This is a genomic window from Staphylococcus sp. NAM3COL9 (assembly GCF_001431205.1).
Taxonomy (GTDB): Bacteria; Bacillota; Bacilli; order Staphylococcales; family Staphylococcaceae; genus Staphylococcus.
On sequence record NZ_LGPC01000011.1, the window covers coordinates 647,912 to 668,178 of the forward strand.

17 protein-coding genes are annotated in these 20,267 nt (G+C 32.7%); 3 read left to right on the top strand and 14 right to left on the bottom strand.

What is annotated here, in order from left to right:
• Nucleotides 1-53 precede the first annotated feature (53 nt).
• A complete protein-coding gene (acsA, locus tag ACA31_RS06020; protein WP_057512449.1) occupies nucleotides 54-1,766 on the bottom strand; it encodes an acetate--CoA ligase in 1,713 nt (570 codons plus the stop codon).
• Nucleotides 1,767-1,948: 182 nt separating this feature from the next.
• On the opposite strand from acsA, the gene ACA31_RS06025 reads away from it, so the two are divergent.
• Nucleotides 1,949-2,581: a hypothetical protein gene (locus tag ACA31_RS06025; protein ID WP_057512450.1), complete on the top strand. Its 633-nt coding sequence runs from the start codon at nucleotides 1,949-1,951 to the stop codon at nucleotides 2,579-2,581.
• Between the two features lie 13 nt (nucleotides 2,582-2,594).
• Nucleotides 2,595-3,749 carry an acetoin utilization protein AcuC gene (locus ACA31_RS06030; RefSeq protein WP_057512451.1) on the top strand — a complete coding sequence of 385 codons (1,155 nt, stop codon included), beginning with the start codon at nucleotides 2,595-2,597 and terminating at the stop codon, nucleotides 3,747-3,749.
• A gap of 117 nt (nucleotides 3,750-3,866) precedes the next feature.
• On the opposite strand, the gene ccpA is transcribed toward ACA31_RS06030, so the two are convergent.
• From ccpA to ACA31_RS06080, 10 genes are all read right to left on the bottom strand, one after another.
• The gene (ccpA, locus tag ACA31_RS06035) at nucleotides 3,867-4,856 is read right to left on the bottom strand and encodes a catabolite control protein A (RefSeq protein ID WP_057512452.1); all 990 of its coding nucleotides are present in this window, start codon (nucleotides 4,854-4,856) and stop codon (nucleotides 3,867-3,869) included.
• A gap of 416 nt (nucleotides 4,857-5,272) precedes the next feature.
• Entirely contained in the window at nucleotides 5,273-6,364 is a 1,092-nt protein-coding gene (locus ACA31_RS06040; protein WP_057512453.1) for a bifunctional 3-deoxy-7-phosphoheptulonate synthase/chorismate mutase, read from the bottom strand.
• A 683-nt stretch (nucleotides 6,365-7,047) separates the two neighbouring features.
• Nucleotides 7,048-8,430, bottom strand: a complete 1,383-nt coding sequence (locus ACA31_RS06045) for a hypothetical protein (protein ID WP_057512454.1) — start codon at nucleotides 8,428-8,430, stop codon at nucleotides 7,048-7,050.
• Nucleotides 8,431-8,507: 77 nt separating this feature from the next.
• Nucleotides 8,508-9,002, bottom strand: coding sequence for a DUF948 domain-containing protein (locus tag ACA31_RS06050; protein ID WP_057512455.1), 495 nt, complete (start codon nucleotides 9,000-9,002; stop codon nucleotides 8,508-8,510).
• Between the two features lie 70 nt (nucleotides 9,003-9,072).
• Nucleotides 9,073-10,386 (bottom strand): UDP-N-acetylmuramate--L-alanine ligase, encoded by a 1,314-nt coding sequence (murC, locus tag ACA31_RS06055; RefSeq protein ID WP_057512456.1) that lies wholly within the window; start codon nucleotides 10,384-10,386, stop codon nucleotides 9,073-9,075.
• A 22-nt stretch (nucleotides 10,387-10,408) separates the two neighbouring features.
• Nucleotides 10,409-14,107: a DNA translocase FtsK gene (locus ACA31_RS06060; protein WP_057512457.1), complete on the bottom strand. Its 3,699-nt coding sequence runs from the start codon at nucleotides 14,105-14,107 to the stop codon at nucleotides 10,409-10,411.
• 17 nt (nucleotides 14,108-14,124) lie between these two features.
• Nucleotides 14,125-14,724, bottom strand: a complete 600-nt coding sequence (gene ytpR, locus ACA31_RS06065) for a YtpR family tRNA-binding protein (protein WP_057512458.1) — start codon at nucleotides 14,722-14,724, stop codon at nucleotides 14,125-14,127.
• Between the two features lie 13 nt (nucleotides 14,725-14,737).
• The gene (locus tag ACA31_RS06070; protein WP_057512459.1) at nucleotides 14,738-15,601 is read right to left on the bottom strand and encodes a DUF1444 domain-containing protein; all 864 of its coding nucleotides are present in this window, start codon (nucleotides 15,599-15,601) and stop codon (nucleotides 14,738-14,740) included.
• 128 nt (nucleotides 15,602-15,729) lie between these two features.
• Nucleotides 15,730-16,038: a thioredoxin family protein gene (locus ACA31_RS06075; RefSeq protein ID WP_057512460.1), complete on the bottom strand. Its 309-nt coding sequence runs from the start codon at nucleotides 16,036-16,038 to the stop codon at nucleotides 15,730-15,732.
• A gap of 19 nt (nucleotides 16,039-16,057) precedes the next feature.
• Nucleotides 16,058-17,101, bottom strand: coding sequence for a M42 family metallopeptidase (locus ACA31_RS06080; RefSeq protein ID WP_441296194.1), 1,044 nt, complete (start codon nucleotides 17,099-17,101; stop codon nucleotides 16,058-16,060).
• Between the two features lie 115 nt (nucleotides 17,102-17,216).
• Here ACA31_RS06080 and ACA31_RS06085 point away from each other — a divergent pair, with 115 nt between their 5' ends.
• Nucleotides 17,217-17,537 (top strand): hypothetical protein, encoded by a 321-nt coding sequence (locus tag ACA31_RS06085; protein WP_057512462.1) that lies wholly within the window; start codon nucleotides 17,217-17,219, stop codon nucleotides 17,535-17,537.
• Nucleotides 17,538-17,694: 157 nt separating this feature from the next.
• On the opposite strand, the gene ACA31_RS06090 is transcribed toward ACA31_RS06085, so the two are convergent.
• The 3 genes from ACA31_RS06090 to ACA31_RS06100 all read right to left on the bottom strand — a co-directional run bounded on the left by ACA31_RS06090 (nucleotide 17,695) and on the right by ACA31_RS06100 (nucleotide 20,206).
• Nucleotides 17,695-18,522: a YtnP family quorum-quenching lactonase gene (locus tag ACA31_RS06090; protein WP_057512552.1), complete on the bottom strand. Its 828-nt coding sequence runs from the start codon at nucleotides 18,520-18,522 to the stop codon at nucleotides 17,695-17,697.
• A 235-nt stretch (nucleotides 18,523-18,757) separates the two neighbouring features.
• A complete protein-coding gene (trmB, locus tag ACA31_RS06095) occupies nucleotides 18,758-19,402 on the bottom strand; it encodes a tRNA (guanosine(46)-N7)-methyltransferase TrmB (protein ID WP_057512463.1) in 645 nt (214 codons plus the stop codon).
• 12 nt (nucleotides 19,403-19,414) lie between these two features.
• Complete coding sequence (locus tag ACA31_RS06100) at nucleotides 19,415-20,206, bottom strand: phosphotransferase family protein (RefSeq protein ID WP_057512464.1); 792 nt, start codon at nucleotides 20,204-20,206, stop codon at nucleotides 19,415-19,417.
• Nucleotides 20,207-20,267: the final 61 nt, after the last annotated feature.

The window sequence follows — 20,267 nt, forward strand, 5'->3', positions numbered from 1 at the left end:
AGGTTAGCTCGTTATGATTAAACTAAGTAAAATAAAATCACTATTTTGCTTAATTAGTCTTCCATTGTACTTAAATCGCCTTCAGGTAAATCAAGTTCCCAAGCTTTAAGGACACGACGCATAATTTTACCAGAACGTGTTTTAGGAAGTTTTTCTTTAAATTCTATTTCGCGTGGTGCAGCGTGTGCGGCTAAACCTTCTTTGACAAATACGCGAATTTCTTCTTTTAGTTCATCTGAAGCTTCATACTCTGGTCGTAAAGCAACGAATGCTTTAATAATCTCTCCTCTTACTGGATCTGGTTTACCAATCACACCTGCTTCTGCAACCGATTCATGTTCTACTAATTTTGATTCTACTTCAAATGGACCTACACGTTCGCCTGCCGTCATGATAACGTCATCTACACGGCCTTGGAACCAATAATAGCCATCTTCGTCTTTATAAGCTGAGTCTCCAGAAACATACCAATCACCAATAAAATATGAATCATATTTTTCAGGATTTTTCCAAATAGAAACCATCATAGATGGCCATCCCTTTTTAATTGCGAGGTTACCCATTCGATTTGGTGGCAACTCGTTACCTTGATCATCAACAATAGATGCTACTATACCTGGTAACGGTTTACCCATGGATCCTAATTTAACATCCATAGATGGATAGTTAACAATCATATGTCCCCCTGTTTCAGTCATCCACCACGTATCTAAGACACGTTTACCAAAGACATCTTTTGACCATTTAATTACTTCAGGGTTAAGTGGTTCTCCTACAGATAAGATACTTTTTAGTGATGATAGATCGTATTTGTCTATAATATCATCGCCTGCGCTCATCAACATTCTTAAGGCAGTTGGTGCCGTGTACCATATTGTAACTTTATATTCTTCAATCATACCGTACCAAGTTTCAGGTGAGAACCTACCTCCAACGATACAATTTGTCACACCATTTAACCAAGGACTGAAAATACCGTATGAAGTACCGGTTACCCATCCTGGGTCAGCAGTACACCAATATACATCGTCTTCTTTAAAATCTAGTACATATTTACCAGAAATATAATGGACGAGCATTGCTTTTTGAGCATGTAGTACACCTTTAGGTTGACCTGTTGAACCTGAAGTATAATGCAATATTAAACCATCATCTAAGTTTAGCCATTCTGTTTCAAATTGGTCACTAGCATTTTTAAATTCACTATTAAAGTCAACATATTCACTTTCTACTTCCTCATCATCTACGACTACAATCGTTTCTAAATGTGGTAATTTATCTTTAGGAATACGTGGCAATAATGCATTCGTTGTCACAATTACTTTCGCTTCACTATTTTCTAATCGATCTGCAACAGCTTTTTCCATAAATGCTTCAAACAGCGGTCCTACAATTGCACCTATTTTTAATATTCCGAATAAAGCAAAATAAAGTTCTGGTGTTCTAGGCATAAATACAAAAACACGATCACCCTTCTCAATGTTTGCTTTATCTTTTAATACATTTGCAGCTTTATTAGAATTTGATTTCATTTCTTCAAAAGTATAACTTTCTTTACGCTTATCATCTTTATAATGTAACGCGATTTTTTGACCATTACCTTCATCCACGTGGCGGTCAATACATTCATGCGCCATATTGATCTTACCAGTTTCTGACCATGAAAATACTTTTTCTATTTCTTTCCAGTCAAAATTAGCGTACTCTTTTTCATAGTCTTGTAGGTTAAAATTTCCATTTTTCCCTTTGTATACTTCTACTTTCATTTTGAATCCCCCTCTTAATGAAATCGCTTGCTTAAAAATTATTATAACTAATATTGTCAAAATTTTCAAAATAATAGTGTGTAAACGAATACATTATTGTGTTATTTTAAACTTTTTTAACTTATAATAGACTTATATAAGATTGTTTACTGTATGTGTATGCGGTAGTTTGGAGTGAAAAAATGGAACATATAAAAACATATCAATCTCAAACTTATCACTTAGATCAAGGGACATTTGTGATAGAAGGTCCTGTTTCAAGAAATAACCTTGAATCTATGACATTTGATGAAGGGCTCTTTGCATTTCGCCCACCTACGGATCAATTTGAAGCCATAAAAGAAATTAGTGAATTAGAGGAAGGAAGAATTTTTGTACTACGTAATTCACAGCATATTATTGGTTATGTCACTTATCATTATCCAGACCCATTAGAACGTTGGTCTAGCGGAGATTTGGAATACCTAATAGAGTTAGGCGCTATTGAGTTAAGCCTAGCTTATCGTGATTTACATTTAGGTAGTGAACTTATCAAAGTCAGTTTAGAAGCTGATGAATATGAAGATTATATCGTGTTAACTACTGAATATTATTGGCATTGGGATTTGAAAAATTCTGGACTTGATGTTTATGAATATAAAAAATTAATGCAAAAATTGATGGGTTATGGGGGCCTGGAAGTATTTGCAACAGATGATCCAGAAATTACAAGTCATCCTGCTAATTGTCTTATGGCAAGAATTGGTTCAAGAATTTCTATAGAACAATTACAAGCATTTGATGACATTCGTTTCATGAATCGCTTTTTCTTTTAAAGGGGAGAAACATATGAGTAATATGCAACAATCAACGGGCTTTGTCTATTCTAATGAAATACTGCAATATCGTTTTAGTAATAGCCATCCATTTAATCAAATGAGATTAAAATTAACAACAGAATTATTAACAGATTTAGGTTATTTAAAATCACATCATATTATTAAACCACGTATAGCGAATGATAGCGAATTATCATTAATTCATTCTCATGATTATATTCAAGCCATCAGACGTGCTTCACATGGTATTTTAAGTAACAATGAAGCTAAGAAGTATGGATTAGATGGTGATGATACATTGCAATTTAGAATGATGCACAAGCACAGTGCACGTATTGTGGGTGGCGCATTGAATTTAGCTGATCACATCATGGATGGTACAGTCACCAACGGTTGCCATCTAGGTGGCGGGTTACATCATAGCCTACCAGGTCGTGCAAATGGTTTTTGTATTTACAATGATGTTGCAGTTACAATCGCCTATCTCATACAAAAATATAATCAACGCGTGCTATGTATTGATACAGATGCACATCATGGTGATGGGACGCAATGGAGTTTTTATACAAATGACCAAGCCTTAATTTATTCGATACATGAAACTGGAAAATTTCTCTTCCCTGGATCTGGACGTTACACGGAACGTGGTAGCGAACAAGGTTTTGGCTATACAGTAAACATTCCACTTGAACCTTATACAGAAGATGATTCGTTTCTAGAAACATTTAAAGAGACCATAGAGCCTATAGTGGAATCATTTAAACCAGATATCATTGTGAGTGTACACGGTGTTGACATTCACTACTTAGATCCACTCACGCACTTAAACTGTACTCTAGAATCACTATATCAAATTCCATATATCATTAAAGATTTAGCAGATAGATACACAAATAGTAAAGTATTAATGTTTGGTGGTGGCGGCTATAATATATGGAAAGTTGTCCCACGAGCTTGGAGCCACGTTTTTTTAGCTTTAATCGGAGAAAAACCACAAACTGGTCGTTTGCCTAATAAATGGTTAACAAAATGGCAACATTATGCACCTTGTGAATTACCACAAACTTGGATCGATGAAAAAACTGACTATCAAATAATACCTAGACAAAAAGAAATTACGGAAACAAATTCAAAATATGCTAAACAAGTGCTGAGTTGGTTTTAAATAAACCAACATTACCTATACTGATTTAAGTTTTTAATTTAAATAAAAAACGAAATTCTTAATTAATAAGAATTTCGTTTTTTGTATTTCATTATACTTTACTTAATCTACAAAAATCTATTTTGTAGTACCTCTATACTCAACTCTATGAGGTAAAGTCACATTAGGCTCTTCGATTTCTTCATCATTCATATATTTAGTAAGAAGTCTCATACCCACTGCGCCAATATCATATAACGGTTGGATTACACTAGATAATTGAGGTCTTACCATTTCAACAAGTCTAGTATTGTTGAAACTTACAATTTGTAATGATTCTGGAACGTTAATACCTGCATCTTGAGCAGCATGAACTAGACCAATTGCTTGTTCATCACTGATTGATAGAATTGCATCTGGCTTAGCAGACTTCAAAGCATCAAATGCACGTAGACCATCTTTGTAAGTTTCATTACCATTAAAAATCAATTCTTCATTTAACGAAAGTTTGTGCTCTGCTAAGACGTCTTTTAATCCTACTAGCACATCTTCTTGTGCTTTTTTAGAATAATCGCCACCGACAAAAGCAAATGTTTTTGCGCCGTTTTCGATTAATTGATTTGTAATTTGTGTAGCTGCTGATTTAAAATCAATATTTACAGATGAAATACCTTCATCTTTACCGTTTGTACCTGAAACTACTACGGGAACTGATGTTTTATTAATCAATTCTTTAATTTCTTCTGAAATTGTTCCACCTAAAAAAATAATACCATCTACTTGTTTACTTAAAAGGTTGTTAAATATTTCTTTTTCTTTACTTGGATCATTATCAGAATTCGAAATAATTGAATGGTATTTATACATTGTTGCTATATCTTCTAAGCCTCGAGCAAGTTGCGAATAATAGACATTAGAAATATCTGGAATAATTACGCCTACTGTTGTTGTTCGTTTACTAGCTAATCCTCTTGCCACTGCGTTTGGACGGTAGTTCAATTTATTAATAACATCGTTTACTTTGTCACGTGTTTCGGGTTTAACATTTTGATTGCCATTAACAACACGTGAGACAGTTGCCATAGAAACTCTTGCTTCTCTAGCTACATCATATATAGTTACAGTCATAATTTCCTCCTTGAAAGCGATTTCTTTATTATTATACTCTGTTTTCATAACATTTTCAAAGTTTACCATATTTTTGCAAAATGTAAAATAGTTTTGTTTTGAATGTCATAATTATGTCATTTTATAAAAATATAAACCTGCTAAATGTATTATATTTCTTATTTTCAATGAAAACAAACCTTTTTCGTTTGAATTTTTATGTTTTTCATTAAAATCAAGTGTAATATGATGATTCATTACTTATTTTTTATTTTATATTTAAATACTCTATTTAGTTGCCATATCACTCTAAAGCATGAGCATTTTATAAATTGCAACAATTCTCTTCATTCATTTCAAAAAATTATGAAAACACAAAAAGCCCCTATTACAGTTACTACTTAAGTAGTAACGTAACAAGGGCTTTTTTATATTTCCTATTTTAATTGTTTGTTATTGTACATATCAGCTAATGGTTTAATTTCATTATAGAAATTATCGAATTCATCGAAGTCCATTTGTTGTCCACTATCACTTAATGCAACTGATGGATCAGGATGAACTTCAGCCATGATGCCATCTGCACCAACAGCTAAACCAGCTTTAGCTGTTGGTAGCATGATATCTTTGCGTCCTGTACTGTGCGTAACGTCAACCATTACTGGTAAGTGAGTACCTTGTTTTAAAATAGGTACTGCAGAAATATCTAATGTGTTTCTTGTTGCTTTTTCGTAAGTACGGATTCCGCGTTCGCAAAGAATGATGTTTTCATTACCTTGAGAAGCAATGTATTCTGCTGCAAAGATAAATTCTTCAATTGTTGCAGATAAACCACGTTTTAATAATACTGGTTTATTTGAACGACCTGCTTCTTTTAATAATTCAAAGTTTTGCATATTACGTGCACCGATTTGGAACACATCTAAATAATCATCTGCTACTTCAAAATCTGCAGGATTTACAATTTCACTAACTACATTCAGGCCGTATTTGTCTTTAGTATTTTTAAGAATTTTAAGACCTTCAACACCTAAGCCTTGGAAATCATATGGAGATGTACGCGGTTTAAAAGCACCACCTCTAATGAATTTTTCGCCTCTAGCTTGTAAATTAGCTGCAACTGCATCAACTTGCTCTTGAGATTCAACTGAACATGGTCCAAATACGAATGATTTGTTACCACTTCCAATGATGCCCCCATTATCGAATTGTACAATTGTATCTTCTGGTTTTAATTTTCTTGATACGTATAAATGTTTCTCATTTTCAGATTTTTGTAAATCAGTAGAGGCTTTAAAAATTTCCTTGAATAATTGTTTGATCACATTATCGTTAAATGGACCTTCGTTTTTATCTAATAATTTGTTAATCATTTCTTTTTCACGTTGAGGATCGTATACAGTTGTACCTTGCTTACGTTTTTCCTCACCAATATTTTGTGCTATTTTTCCTCTTTTAGATAAAAGATTTAAAATTTCTTCATTAATATCAACAATCTCGCTTCTGAATTCTTGTAATTTGTCTGTCATTTTATTCACCTCTATGAAAAATTTAAAATCGATATTTTATTCTGCTTTAAAGCGATAAAATATTTGTTAAACGTAATTCTAACAATAACTACTTATAAGTTCAAGTAATGATTGTAAAAATTTCACTTTCTGCAAGTGAATATCCCTAATGGTAACTGAATTTTCAGTCATTTACCAGTAATATTTTACACTATTCTTTCATTTTCTATACTTTATTAACTTAAGTTTCATTTAATTCAATTTATTTTTGCATAAAAAATCTGAATTGCATTTTTAAAATGATTATTTACTCATTTATCTGTTTAATAAATACATTTATTTTTTGCTTTAAAACACTTGAAATAAGGTTTGTCATTAATTTTAAGCGTCCATTATAAATTTTAAAACACATTGCAATTTGAGGTGTCAAAATGTAGCCATATAGTCTAATCAATCAAGATGATACAATAAGTATTTGTAGGCAATCTAGATGACTTAAATAACGTTCTAGGCGCATCATACTTATTTGTGTAGTTATAATACTTCAAAAATATTAATATCGTTATTTAAAGAAACACAATTAGTATAATAAATTCCAAATCGTATTACACTTTACATGACCTAACTAATAGAAATTATAAATTAAAAAGGAATCGAACAGGTTTTGTTCGATTCCTTTTATTATATTTTAGTTTTAGTAATGATTAATCATTAAAAGTTCTTTTGTCTATTTTACTTTGAGCTTTTTCTGATTTTTTCAATTGTGATCTGTTTTTAGAGTATGTTGGCTCGTTATGTCCAGCTTTACTTTGTTGTGGCTCACTATTGTCTATTGTTTTATCAGTCTCTACATCATCATGCACAAGGATGCCATCTTTAAATGATGATGTTTTATCTGTTGCATTTGTAGTGGCTTCGTTCTGTTGCTCTTTGCTTGCAGTTTGATTGCTAATACCAGATTCTGCTTCATTATGGACAATAATACCATCTTTGAAACTTACAGTTTTATGTGTCTGTTTTACACGTTGTTCTGCTTTTTCTGGTTTTGTCTTCGTATTATTATTTTTATCTGCAGAGTTATCTACTTTATCAGTTGATTCTACAGCATGATTAGCTTTAGGTGTTACTAAATTAGGCACATCTTTTTGAGTGCTTTGTTTAGGTGATTCTGGTTTTAATAAAGTTGCTGTATTTTCAACAACTTTATTATCGTCATTTAAAGCTTTATTTTTATTTTTAGCTGCTAATGCTAATCCAGTTGCTGTGACAGTACCTGCTAAAGCACCTGCTTTCAAATGACTATTATTTTTGTTTTCATCTTCTTTTGAGTCTTTAGTAACTAAGTTAGGTGCATTTTTTTGAGTATCACCTTTTGCTGTTTCTTCAGATTTCAAAAGATTCTCAGTGTTTTCAGCAACTTGTGAATCGTCATTTAATGATTGCTTTTTATCTTGTGCAACTTTAGCTAAACTACCTGCAGCTATAGCACCACCTGTTGTTGTGGCTGCAGTTTGTGCACCTTTGTTATTTGAAGGTGTAGCAGTGGAATCAGCTAGGTTATTACCTGCTGCTTCATCTTTAATAGCATTTTGTTGCGCATTAACCTCGTCCTCAGTTGGTTCTGAATTGGTATCAATATGTGTTGTTGTATCGTCACTCTGATTCAAATTATTATCATCTTGTAGGTCTTGTGCTTGTGGTGACGTATCTGCTAAATTATTGTCTGAAGTTTCTTGCTGAATCGCCATTTTTTGAGCAGCTAATTCAGAATCTGTTGCTTCAGTATCTTTATTTTGCGCATCTGCAATAGTCGATTTAATACCATCTACTTGTTGTTCAGCGTCCGCTTGTTCGCTTTCAGATTGCTCAATGATACTAGATTTAAAGCGTGATTCATCTTCAAAATCAACTTGAGATTTATCTTTTGTGCGTGACTTGCTTATAGAGATTAATCCTACAGCTGAACCAATGAATGCGCCTATAAGAAATCCATAAACAAACTCATTTCTTGCACCTTTAGTAAAATATTCTGGTACTTCATAACTTTCTACATTTCTTTCGTAATTATCACGGTTATAGTACTTCATAATTGAATGCCTCCTATAACAAATGCACTTAAATAAGTTTCATACCTCATTTAAGTGCATTTGTTTAAATATACGAATTATTTATTATTTACACGTGTAGTATAGCTATGATTAGAATCATTTGCTACGCTGCTCGCTTTATAATTTGCACTATCTCTACGATTTCTTCTATTTTGCCATTTGTCAGCAACTTCCATTGCTACATTTGACCATTGAACTACTTGAGAAATTTTATCTTCATTTTGAGAAATATTGTGCGTGATTGAGTTTGTAACTCTATCAACTGAACCATTTAACGTTTGAGCTGATTCACCGATGCCCTTCACTGCATCAACTACAGAATTCAAACGATCTGATTTGTCTTGGATATCTTCAGTTAAGCGATTTGCTTTATGAAGTAAGTCCGTAGATTCACGTGTAATACCTTGAATTTGTCCTTCGACACCATCAAGAGTTTTTGCAACGTGATCCAAGTTTTTCTTAACTGAAAGTAAAATTACAACGATGCCAATTACTAAAATAAGAAAAGCAATCGCCGCAATAATACCAGCTATAGGTAAAATCCATTCCATTTAAAACGCCTCCTATTAATCATATGTAGTTATTTAATATAAATACCCAAATCATTTTAACATAAACATATTAAAATGAGGTACTAACACCCATTTCTTTCATATAAGCACGTTGAATTTTCTGAATATCGCCCGCACCCATAAATAAAATAACTGCATCACTGTATTGTTCTAGCGCATTCACAGTGGTTTCATCAATTAGTGTTGCATTATCAATTCTTTGGAGTAAATCTTGAATTGTCAAATTACCAGTATTTTCTCTTATTGAACCAAAAATTTCACATAAGAAAGTTTTATCTGCTAAATTTAAACTTTCAGCAAAATCATCTAAGAATGCTTGCGTTCGACTAAAAGTATGAGGTTGGAATACAGTTACAACTTCCTTATTTGGATATTTCTTTCTAGCTGTCTCAATTGTAGCACTAATCTCTCTAGGATGATGTGCATAATCGTCAACTAATACCTGTTTTCCTACTTTTGTTTCATTAAATCTGCGTTTTACGCCCCCAAATGTTTCTAAAGCTTCTTTTATATTATTTACATTCAAACTTTCAAGGTAGCTAACTGTAATTACAGCAAGCCCATTCAAAATATTATGATCCCCAAATTGAGGAGAAAGGAAAGTATCATAGTATTCATTTTTAATATACACATCAAATTTAGTTCCATTTTCACTAATTTTAAGGTTATCAGCATAAACATCATCATTTTTTGAAAAACCATAATAATATACTGGAACATCTGCTTCTATCTTACGTAAATGATTGTCGTCGCCCCATGCAATGATTGCTTTTTTAACGTTATGTGCCATTTCTTGGAAAGCATTGAACACATCTTCAACATCTTTAAAGTAATCCGGATGATCAAAATCAATGTTTGTCATAATAGCGTAATCTGGATGATAGCTTAGGAAATGTCTACGGTATTCACAAGCTTCAAATGCGAAATAATCACTTTCTGGAATACCTAAACCTGTGCCATCACCAATTAAAAATGATGTTTTTTTATCTCCATTCATCACATGTGACAATAACCCAGTTGTAGATGTTTTACCATGTGCACCTGTTACAGCTACAGACGTATATTGATTGATAATCTGGCCTAAAAAGTCATGATAGCGAATAACATCAAGTTTTAATTCATTCGCCTTAACAACCTCTTCATGTGAATTTGGAAATGCGTTACCTTGAACAATAACCATATCTTCTTTTATGTTGTTTTCGTCAAAAGGTAATATCTTAATACCATTATTTTGTAATGCCACCTCTGTAAAAACATAATTGTTTATATCTGAACCTTGTACTTCATTTCCAAGATCATGCATTATTTGTGCTAATGAACTCATGCCGGCACCTTTTATGCCGACAAAATGATAATGTGTCATTGTAACACTCCTTTATCTCTATTTAATTCTCATTCAAATCTGATTCTGTAATGTATACATCTCTTGGTTTTGAACCATTTGCTCCAGAAACATAACCTAACTGTTCTAATTGGTCTACAATTCTCGCTGCACGATTATAACCGATTTGGAAATGGCGTTGAACTAATGAAGTAGAAATATGACCTTCTTTCAACATAAATCTACATACATCATCGAATAAGCTATCCTGAGGTTGTGTTTCTGTTTTTTTCAATAATTCTTTTTCTTCAAATAAATATTCTGGATCTCTTTGTTGTTTTATAAAATCAACAACATCGTCTATTTCATCATCCGATACAAACGTGCCTTGAACACGTATCGGCTTATTCATACCACTACCTAAATAAAGCATATCTCCATAACCTAACAAGCGTTCTGCACCGCCACTATCTAATATCGTTCTTGAATCAACGCTAGATGATACCATAAATGCGATTCTTGTAGGTATATTTGCTTTAATTAAACCAGTAATGACATTCACTGATGGACGTTGTGTTGCTACTAACATATGAATCCCACATGCACGCGCTTTTTGTGCAATACGTGCGATAGATTGTTCTACTTCTTGTGGAGCCATCATCATTAAATCAGCTAATTCATCAATTACTATAACAATTTTTGGCATTCTATCTTCATAGGTTGCTTTCTTATTAAAAGCAGTAATATTTCTTACGTGATATTTTGCGAACACTTTATAACGACGTTCCATTTCTTCTACAGCCCATTTTAAGCTTTGTGTCGCCGCTTTTACATCAGTAATAACAGGTGCTACCAGATGTGGTAAACCGTTATATGGTGCCAATTCTACCATTTTAGGATCAATAAGTAATAATTTTAGCTCTTCTGGATGATTTTTATATAATAATGACATTAAAATACTATTTATACATACAGATTTACCTGAACCAGTTGCACCAGCTATAAGCGCGTGTGGGGTTTTAGATATATCCATTAGTAAAGGTTCGTTATTAATTCTAAGTCCCATAGCAACAGTTAATTTAGACTCTGCATTTTTAAACGTAGGGTCTTCAATAATTGAACGTAAATTGACTGTTGTAGCGTTCTGATTAGGGACCTCTATACCCACAAGGCTAGTACCTGGAATTGGTGCTTCTATACGAATATCTTTAGCTGCAAGTGCCATTTTAATGTCGTCTTGCAATGCAGTGATTCGAGAAACTTTGACACCTTTTTCTACTGATAATTCAAAACGTGTGACACTTGGTCCTTCAGTAACATTTTGAACTTCAGCCGGTACATTAAAATAATAAAATGCATCATTAAGTTCTTGTTTTTTCTCTTCAATCCAAGCATTATCAATTTCATGTTGTTTAGGTTCTTCTAATAAATCTAAGTTAGGCAACTTAATATTAGGCCCTCTTCTAATTGTTGGCTTACCACTGTTGTCAGTTGTTTTGCTAGCGTCTAATTGATTGTGTGCCATCTCAGGTTTTAATTTTGGCTCTTGATTTTGTGAACTTTGTGACACATGTTCGTTATTAATTTCAGTTCTATCGTGTCCTGCAGGTTGACTAGAGTCAACTGAAGATGGATCCATTTCATTGTCAAGTTTTTCTGACGTTTCATGATTGATAGATTCTTCACTATGATTTGATGTACCCATCGAATTTGACGGATATTCAGTTATTTCAGCCGTCGATGTCAGATTTTGCTCTTGTTGCTCTTGCCCAACTGTTTCATTATCAAAATAATTTGTTTCAATTTCTTTACTTTCATTTTGTGATGATTGTGATGCGTTACTTGAATTTGTAAAATGCTGATTACTATTTTTAAGTTTTTTAGCATCCATTATACGTTTTTTGTCAGAAGGTGTCATAACAACATTAAATGGCTTGCCGCCTTTTCTAATTGATGTTTGATTTCTGTTTCTAGTCACTTCGCTCGATTTAATTGTTTCATTATTAAACTCACTTGATTTCGTACTACTTGAATTAAGCTGTGATTCTTGAGCAGCCCCTTCATCTTTACTTTCAAATTGAGTAGTCTCCAGTTGTTCTGAATTGTACTGGGCTGAATCTTGTTGCACTTCATCTATTTCATTAGACACAGGTTCCGATGACATCTCTGACTCTGATTGGTGCGCTTCAAAATGCAGATTCTTCTCGGTCTCAGGTATTACTGCATCCGCTTCAACTGATTCATTTTGCGGTCTTGTCACTTCTCTATATTGAGCGTCTGATATATCGTCATTATCTTCTATTTCTACGTAAAGATTTTCATCAGAAATACTTTTCTCATTATCTTTATCTGTATTTAAAGTATTATCATTTGAAATCGTTGTTTCGACATTATCATTTATAGTTTGGTGCTCAACTGGTGGTGTATTTTCAATGTTATTATCAATTGATTCAGAATCTACATTTACATATTCATCATTAATTGTATGTACATCACGCACATTATCTAAATTAATTTCTTCATAATTAAATGGAGATGTAGCACCTACTTGTGTATCATCTTCATTTTGTTGACTATCATCAGATATTTGAGCGTCTTGAACCGATGCTTCTGTTTCATTTTCAGAAACATTTTTAGCCTTGCTCTCTTCGTCTAAAGAACTTTCACCAATAAAATGGTGTGCTTGTTTAGCATACATTTCATCTATTGCTTTTTGTACGCTGTCTTCGTTATTATCTTGATTTCCTTGACGTTTTTGTTGTAATGCTTTTTTGAATTGTCGTTTTTGAAGTACTTTACGCTCACGCTCTCTTCGAATTTCTTCTACGATTTGTGATGCATAAATATTTTCAATATTAATTGTGTTGTTTACTTTAGGTTGTTGGTTTGATGATTGCTGCTGGTCAGAAGATTGTTGTCGCTTATTGATATCTTCTGCCACTTGTTCTTCTACATGATCATCGTTTTCAAACGAAGATTGTTGCTTATCATCAACTTGTAGATCTTCGTCGTTATCCATTGATTCATTTAATTGTGCTACAAATTGGTCATTATAAATTTTATTATCATGTGTTTCAGATGATTCCTGTGTTGGAGATTGTATATGCGTTTTATTGTCTCCAATATTAGGCGCTTGCTCATGCTCGCTATCTTTGTTTTGAGTTTCATCTGAAGGTTTTATAACACCGTTTTCAAGCGGGTGTGGTTTTTGAGTACCAAATATAGCAGATGGAACTTCACTCGCTTTAAAATCGCTCTCATGATACATAGGCGTATCTCTTTTAGTTTTCTTAGAAGCGTTTGCACGTAAAACATCAGTTTGTATTCTCATTCGTTGACCTTTATGAGGTTTTGATTCTTGTTTTGGTTCTGAATATGTTTCTGTTTGTGACTGCTGATTTTCTGTTTGTGTACTAACATCATTAGAAGCTGTCTTATCATACATATGTCTACGTCTTCTCTGCTTATGATTGACATTTATAGAGTCTGAAGCATGACGGTCACTATGTTGTTGATTACCATAATCCGAACTATCTTTTGAATTTGAATCTTCTTCTGGATGCTTTGCTTCATTCGCTTCTTCTAAAATACGCATTGGAAACCTGAATTTTCCTTTGGGTCTTTCATAAACATCATTGTTTTGAGGAAGTAATGAATCTTGTTCTTCTTGTTGTGTAGCTTTTTGACGTCGTTGATTTCTTTTACTAAGATAATCTTCTGTAGAATCATTATCTTCTCCAAATAACTTGTCGAACCAGCTCATTCGTACATTACCTCCTTTTATTCTTCAAAAAATGCTTGGCCAACTGTATAATCATCAGATAAGACCATAATCCCTTTTTCTTGAGGTGCATTTGGTAAATCAAGTTCCTTCATAGAACAAATCATACCACTTGAAGCTACGCCTCTTAACTCAGCATCTTTAATAACCATACCACTTGGCATTACAGCGCCTACTTTAGCCACTACTACTTTTTGTCCAGCATCAATATTAGATGCACCACAAACTATCTGTAACTTTTCAGTACTTACATCAACGCGAAGTACACTTAATTTATCAGCATCTGGATGTTTTTCTTTAGTTTCTACAAAGCCTACAACAAACTTAGGAGAAAAATCTGCATTTAATTTAAATGTAAATCCAGCATCTTCAATGGCTTTTTGAAATTCATTAACTAGTGGTTCAGTTAACTTAACATGTCCATTCCCACTTATAGTTGATTTTTCTGACACATTAAAAATATTATATCCTACCACTTGTGACTCATTTTTAATTTCAACAACATCACCTTTATATTCATAGTTGAACTCACCACTAGCTGGTTCAACTTGTAAAAATGCAACGTCTCCTACTGCTTCTTTGTTATAAAATAAATTCATATCAATATACTCCTTATTTCTTATCTTTATTTTCGTATTGTTTTCTTGTTGCTTCTAATCTTTGTATCACATTAGGATCTCTTTTTTGTTTATTATTTTTTCCTAAAATGAAAATAGGCTCAAAATGACCTCTGTCGTAACCTAATGATAATGATGTGATAGGCACTAAACCTTTTGTAAAAAATTCCATAGTTAAATGCGCCATTACATCATAACCCGTCTTATTACGAATATCCGCAATAACCAAGACATCTTGATGTGGTACAGCTACTAACATTTCACCTTCACATTGATCTTGTATTTCATTTAAAAATGTTGTATTTAAGATTCTACTTGCATCATAGCCATCATTAGAGTTAATAAAGTAAAATATATTACCTTTTACTTCATCCGTAGTATATTTATTTTCTAATTTCCGCACATTAAATAAAGCCATTTCTTTTAATTGTTGCTTAGATAACTTCATTGACTCTAACATTTTTTCATCCATAAGACGATATGATTTCCCTAGATCAACTACGTAGTAAATATTTGTTTCTGCTGTGTGTTCTTCGATAACAAATGCATTACCATCTTTATCTTTTTTATCAAAGCTTGGGGATCTCAGTACTGGCATGATTTGAGCACTATTAACCTCTGATAGCCCCTCCCCTTTCATTTGTTCAATTGCTTCTTCTACATAATATACAATTTCATCTACTATATTTTCTTTTTGTTCTTTATATTTAGCTACTATCGTAGCAACTTTAACAGTGACACCTTTGCCATTGTCTACTCTAGATATACGTAGCGTTTCATCTTCACGATTAAAAGTAAACTTCACTTCTGGTTTGCTTAGTCGATCTTTTAATTTATCTCTCATTTGAAAGACATTCATTGTTAACACTCCTATTTACGTGCCTTATTATAGTTTACAATAAATATACCCTTAGGAACAGAAAAAATGTAAGTTCTAAGGGTATATATTTTTATATTTCAACTTTAATTATTTACAAAGTAATTGTTTTATAAAGATGCTAAAAAGTTATCAATTTGTTCTATGGATTTTCGTTCTTTTCCAATATAACTACCGATTTGTGATCCATTACGAAAAACTAGAAAACTTGGTATGCCCATAATGCCATTTTCCACACAAATATCTATAAATTTATCTCTATCGACTGAGATAAATTTGTAATTAGTGTATTTTTCTTCTAACTGCGGTAATTCTGGTTCAATAACTTTACAGTCAGGACACCAATCAGCTGTAAATAAAAATACTGTTTGTTCGTTTTTAAGTTGTTCAAATTGTTGTTCAGTTTCTAATTGTCGCATCCAATCACTCCTAAATGTGTTATTTATATTGTAATTCTTCAATTTTAGTATCATCTAATTGCGTTGTAGCCTGTATTAATAATGCTCTTGCAGCTTCGTAATCTCTTATATCAAACACTGCATTTGTACTATGGATATACCTTGCACAAACTCCAATTACTGCAGTTGGTATACCGATTTTTGATTTGTGAATTTCTCCACCATCTGTACCACCAGGTGAAATGTAATATTGATGTTTAATTTTAAATTGATCAGCTAAATCTAATAAGTAATCTCTAAAAGTTGGTTTAAGTATCATCGTACCATCTTTAATTCTAATTAATGTACCAGCACCTAATTCTCCAGATAAATTTTGTTTACCTTTCATATCATTGGCTGGTGAACAGTCTACTACAAAAGCCACATCAGGGTCTATCAATTCAGCAGAAGCTTTAGCTCCTCTTAAACCAACTTCCTCTTGAACATTAGCGCCTACATATAAATCATAACCAAGCTCTACATCTTTTAATAATTCCAATAATTCAATGCCAAGCAGACAACCATAACGATTATCCCAAGCTTTACTAGAGAAACGATGTTCTGATAATTGTGTAAAGGGTGTTTCTGGAACAATTGAGTCTCCAATTTCAATACCACGTTTTCTTACATCTTTTTGAGCTTCACAACCAATATCTAATAGTAAATCTTCTATTTTAGGTGCACCTTCATTACCTGTCCTAAAATGTTTTGGAATATTTGCAACCACACCGATGATTTCTTCATTTTTACGTGATTTTACTTTAAGTCGTTGACCTTGCCAAATATCTGTAGCAACGCCACCTAAATTTGTAAATTGTATCATACCGTTTTCTGTAATATTTGTGATCATAAAGCCAATTTCATCCATGTGAGCAGCCACCATTACACGCTTTGGATTCTTTGCTTTCGAGCGTTTAACGCCGTAAATGTCACCCATGCGATTATAAACAAACTCATCTACAAATGGTTCTAATTCTGATTTAAGGTATGCTTTTACATCATCTTCAAAACCAGGTGCCCCATGTAATTCTGTTAATGTTTTCATTCTAGCTAATGTTTTATTATTGTCTATATTCACTGTCTCTCACTCCTTACTATTTATTATATCATCTTCATTATGGTAAACTATAAATATTACTTTATTGGAGGTAGACTGTGTTATGTTAAATAAAAAGAATTGGCTTACCATCTTATTTATTTCACTAACAACAATTGTCGGAGCGACTTATTTTTATAAACGTCAAAAAGATCTACGATATCACGATCCAGATAAAATTATTACTGAAGTAAGAACATACTTTATGAATGTTGTAGGGTCTTATATATTGAATGAGCCAATTACGTATAAAAAATCCGATAATAGTTTTATTGTTTTTCAAGGTGGCATTACCACAAAAAGCAATAAAATGTTAACATATTATGACTTTTTTGCAGATGCAAAAAGCGGAGAAGTTATAGATATTATTGAATGTGAATCATAAAAGGTTAAAGTTTTGAACATGTAGTGTATCAATCGCTCAAAGCACTGTCTATACATTACAAGAGAAAAAGATTTACGCTGTTTAAACACAAGGACTAACCCCTTTCTTATCTAAAACAGTGATTATCCATATCTCTTCGTTCATAACTTTAACCTTTTTAACTTCTTATAATATAAGTTTCTATCTCATTCAATTTATTCTTATCAAATTTCACAGCAAAGTATTTAGCATCGTGGTAATATAAGAACCAATAATCTTTCATGATATAGTTTGGAATTAAACGTTCTTTCTCCCTTATGGATTGCATAGGATAATCATCATATGCCGTTACCCACAATGGGTTTCTATGAGCCAGTGTCGGGAAAATGTCTCCCATGTGCACGGCCTTTTCTCCTTCACTTTCAATTGTCACTACTGAATGTCCAAAACTATGTCCTCCAGTATGACGAATTTGAATACCAGGACATATTTCAAACGTTTCTTCAAATAGCATTAATTTATTTTTAAAATCTCCGTTATTTTTCTGCCAGTAAGTCGATTTACTACGTATATTAGGGCTTTGGAACTCATGCCATTCATCTTGCTGAATGACGTGTATTGCATTACTGAAAATAGCATGCCCATCATTGTCCGTGAGTCCAGCAGCGTGATCAAAATGAAGATGAGTCATTAACACATAATCAATATCCTCTAGGCTGAGATTTAATGCTTTCAAATCATTTTCCACATTACTCTCATAATGTACGCCAAATATTTTTCGTTCTTTATCGGTTAATTTTCCAGCACCAATACCAGTATCAACAACAATATTTTTATCATAAGTTTGAATAAGTATCGGGTGCGTAGGTAATGGAATTTGGTTTTTTTCATTCACTTCATATTTCTTTGTCCATAGCGCTTTAGGTACAACGCCAAACATTGCACCCCCATCAATATGAGTAATACCCCCGTTTAAATAATGGACTTTATAATTACCTAATTTCATCATTTAATTCCTCCTCATCTAACATTTAACAACCTCAATTACTTACTATAGTAATACAATACATTTACTACGTAAAATAAAGGATATGCTTTTTAAAAATACTAACCTTTAAATTTCATATTAATTTTATCAACTTAGTTTAAATATTTTTGTAATTAAACATTCAATTTTATTTAGAATAACAAAAAAATGAAGCTAGGACATAACTACATGTCTCAGCTTCAATTTAAAATCATTATAAATTTTTATGGAATTTTGCTTCCATTCGATAAATTCTTGATCCCCTGTCAGAAAACTTTCTTTCATACTCAGTTTCTATATTATCTTCATCATCTTCCTGATGAAGGTTTAAATTGAGTTTAGTAAAATACATGCCGAATTGAGACATACTCTCTAAACTATAAGCAAAAAGACCTCTATTGTCAGTTTTAAAATGAAGTTCTCCATCTTCTTTCAAAACTTGCTTATACAGTGCTAAAAATGTATGATACGTCAATCTACGCTTAGTATGTCGTTTTTTAGGCCATGGGTCTGAAAAATTCAAATATATACGATCAATTTCGCCATCTTTGAAATATTCATTGAGCTCCAATGCATCATTACATATCAATTTAATGTTAGTAAGACCAAGTTCTTTAACTTTATCTAAAATATTAACTACTACACTTTTTTCTCGTTCTAAAGAAATAAAATTTATATCAGGATTTTGACCAGCAAGTGTTGTAATAAACTGTCCCATTCCAGATCCTATTTCAATATATATATCTTGATCTTTATCAAACCAGTCACTTATATACCCTGCATGACTACCATCCATATCCACTAGTTCAGGATGTGATTTCAAATAATCTTCTGCCCAAGGCTTGTAACGCATTCTCATTCTGATAACTCCTTATATAAAAGCATTGTTATTCATTACTTCATTTAAGAATTTGAGCCACATATTCATATCTTTGTAGCGTTTTTGTTCTTCATACCATTGGACCATACCTATAGACTGGATAACTGTATACCATTTCATACGTTTTTGTAAGTCCATTGAATCTTTTGTTCCATACACATCTAACCAGTGAGGCCATTTCTTTTCAGGAACGTAATTGTATAGCAGCATACCTAAATCAATTGCAGGATCAGCAATCATCGCGCCTTCCCAATCAACCAAGTAAAGCTCATCATGATCTGATAGTAGCCAATTATTATGGTTGACGTCGCCATGTACAACGGTAAAGAAACGCGGATCTAAATTAGGCATATGGTCTTCTAAATAAGTCAATGCTTTTCTTACTACATGATGCGTTAAAACTTCTCTAGATAATGAAGCGTTAATTTTGTTCAACAAAATATCTGGTGTAATCGGCTCCATTTCCATTCGTTTTAACATATTCAAAAGTGTTCTAGAACTATGAATTTTTTTCAATAAATTAGCTACTCTTTGTTCGTGCATTTCATTGAAAGTAAGTTCTCTACCATTTTTCCAATGTTGCGCTGTTACAACTTCTCCGGTTTCGATACGTTTCGTCCAAACTAGTTTTGGCACAATACCCTCAGCAGATAAGGCTGCGATAAAAGGGTTTGAATTTCTTTTTAAAAATAATTTCTGCCCATCTTGTTCAGCCATATAAGCTTCACCAGATGCACCACCTGCTGAATCAAGCGTCCATCCTAATTGATAAAACTGCTCCAACACGTTCACCTCACTTTCAACTAGAAAATGGCTCCTGAAAAGAATTTTCGAGAGCCATATA